This window comes from Gemmiger formicilis, from assembly GCF_900167555.1.
GTDB classification, from domain to species: Bacteria; Bacillota; Clostridia; order Oscillospirales; family Ruminococcaceae; genus Gemmiger; species Gemmiger formicilis.
The window spans coordinates 1-2,161 of record NZ_FUYF01000073.1 but is presented as its reverse complement, the minus strand read 5'-3'; the positions used below and the strand labels follow the sequence as shown (position 1 = coordinate 2,161).

The 2,161-nt window shown below is 41.4% G+C and carries 3 protein-coding genes; 2 read left to right on the top strand and 1 reads right to left on the bottom strand.

From position 1 onward, the window contains the following. Nucleotides 1-689 (top strand): M23 family metallopeptidase (locus tag B5D32_RS14565; protein WP_143402819.1); only part of this gene is annotated, 689 nt, incomplete at its 5' end. 173 nt (nucleotides 690-862) lie between these two features. Here the strand turns inward: B5D32_RS14565 and B5D32_RS15120 are convergent. Continuing rightward, entirely contained in the window at nucleotides 863-1,687 is an 825-nt protein-coding gene (locus B5D32_RS15120; protein ID WP_143402818.1) for a hypothetical protein, read from the bottom strand. Between the two features lie 205 nt (nucleotides 1,688-1,892). Here B5D32_RS15120 and B5D32_RS15115 point away from each other — a divergent pair. Next, nucleotides 1,893-2,161: RICIN domain-containing protein (locus B5D32_RS15115; protein WP_143402817.1), on the top strand; the 269-nt coding region annotated here is incomplete at its 3' end.

Here is a 2,161-nt window from a genome sequence, read left to right as displayed (position 1 = left end):
TTTGGCACCTGAACTCCGCTGCGGACAAGGATACCGTTATTACGCTGGAACCGGCTGTAAGTTTCGGTGGCGTATATCGTCTGAAACTGGCACAGCGTAATCTGTACCTTACTGTTGTGGGATCTTCTCTGAAGTGGATGGCTTTTACTAACAATAATGATCAGATTTTCTCTTTCGTGGAACCTGGTGCCAATCCCGACAGTGCAACTGGCAACGGTCTCTCGCTGCGATGCCCTGTTTCTTATTCCGGAATTAGTACGAAGTTTGTTGATGGTGGGCACCGCGGGGTAGACTATATTGCAAGTAAGGGTACTCCTGTTTATGCAGCAACAAGTGGGCGCGTAATTCGCGTCTATAGCTGGCAGGGATCCACAAACGAAGCTGCCGTTGACTCTATCGGCAATGCTGTTTTTCTGGAACATTTTGATAGCAAGGGTAACACTTGCGGAATGACCTGTTACTACCATCTGCGCGAGGCGCCTACTAGCTTGATTTCTGCCGACCAATATGTGGCGGAAGGCGATCTGATTGGCTATGTTGGCAATACTGGTAAAGTTGTTGCTATCAATGGCGATGGATCTCATCTTCATTTTGAGGTTAAAACGGGGACTTATTTCAACAACTCGACTGTTCAAGAACTGTATCATTCTGGTATTTGGGTGAACCCGCTCAATTATATTACGCACTAAAAAGATATAAAACACACCATTGAGATTGATAAAAAACAATTTCAATTCTGTTGAGAATGTTCCACAACTTTCTCCTTCTGGAATTTTGGCTATGCGTTAGAATTCCAGAAGGAGTTTTTCTATAAGCGAAAAACTCAAATAGTAACCCGAATGAACGATCCCGTAGCACAATCTTAGGAACATAATTCCACGCTCTGAAGCAGACAATATGGGGCATCTGTTTCAGCGTCTCGGAATTCAAAGGTGTAACGCAAAACGTGGTAATTTTCCCAAATACCGCGATCTTCAATTTTTAAAATAGGAGCAATTACATATATGGTCGTTCCATTTATTTGGATTTGAACATTGTCACTATCTACTCCATAGCCTCGGACGGCGATAATATCGGAGAAAGAATGTGCGGAAATTATGTGATTCGCATTATCATACTGCATAAAAAAGGCATACGGCCTTTGTTCATCAATCTGATTAAAGTCGATTGTAGTGCCAAAAAGTTTCTTTCCCCAATTTTCGACATCCGACTCTTTTAATGTGATTATTCCATTCGAGTTATCAATAATCAACGAATTGCGGCTACACATAAAGATGGCTGGGTCTATAATCTGATGACTTGCAAGACCTGACATCTCACAGGGCTCATACACATAAGATGCAAGAATTTCAAGATATATTTTGAAATAAGCAAGATTTTCCGGAACTGAAAAGAATTTCTGTGCTGTTGTATCAATAAGTTCTTCGGATTTATAATCGTTCGACTCATCTGTCGAAAAGGGTTCGTCAGATGTACTCGAAGAGGACGATAATGACTCCCGCATGGAATTGGAGGATTTCAAAACGGCATCGGATTCATTTGGCTCTTTGGAAGTGGTATCTGAAGATGATGATGGGATAGGAAAATTTTCAGAACTACTTGTGGAATCCTTGGACGGAAAAAATACACACTTCCAAAGACTGAAAAGTATAATACTACCAATAAATAACAAAATTAATTTCTTCATAGTTACTTATTCCTCACATAGGATACGTAGAAAATCCTTTGGGCAGCTTCAGAGGCAAGTATGCAGGTGAAAGCGTAGCATCCTGAAAAAGATTGGTGACATCACAGATATTGGCTTACAAAAAGTGTTTCCTATTCTCTTTACTTAATGAACGTTCAAACAGGTTCCTGCCGAGGAACAAATAAAAAGAACAGGAGAATATAAAATGGCTTTTCAGTACAATCACTATTATGAAATCTATAATGGTGGCAAGTATGTAAACCTGAACGGTGACCATGAAAATAATGTGGTCAACAACGGTGAAAAAGTCACCATGTACGCCCGCACGAACAACCCCGATCAGCGTTGGGCACTCGAACGCTATGGCAGTGATAACCAAGTGCGAATTGTTCTTCAGCGCGGTGGCGGTTGGTATGCCCTGAATTACAACACCGAAAATACCAATTGTATCGTTTGGCACCTGAACTCCGCTGC

Excerpts from the sequence above, each read along its gene's own strand:
- B5D32_RS15120 (WP_143402818.1), bottom strand. The coding sequence starts at position 1,687 with ATGAAGAAATTAATTTTGTTATTTATTGGTAGTATTATACTTTTCAGT.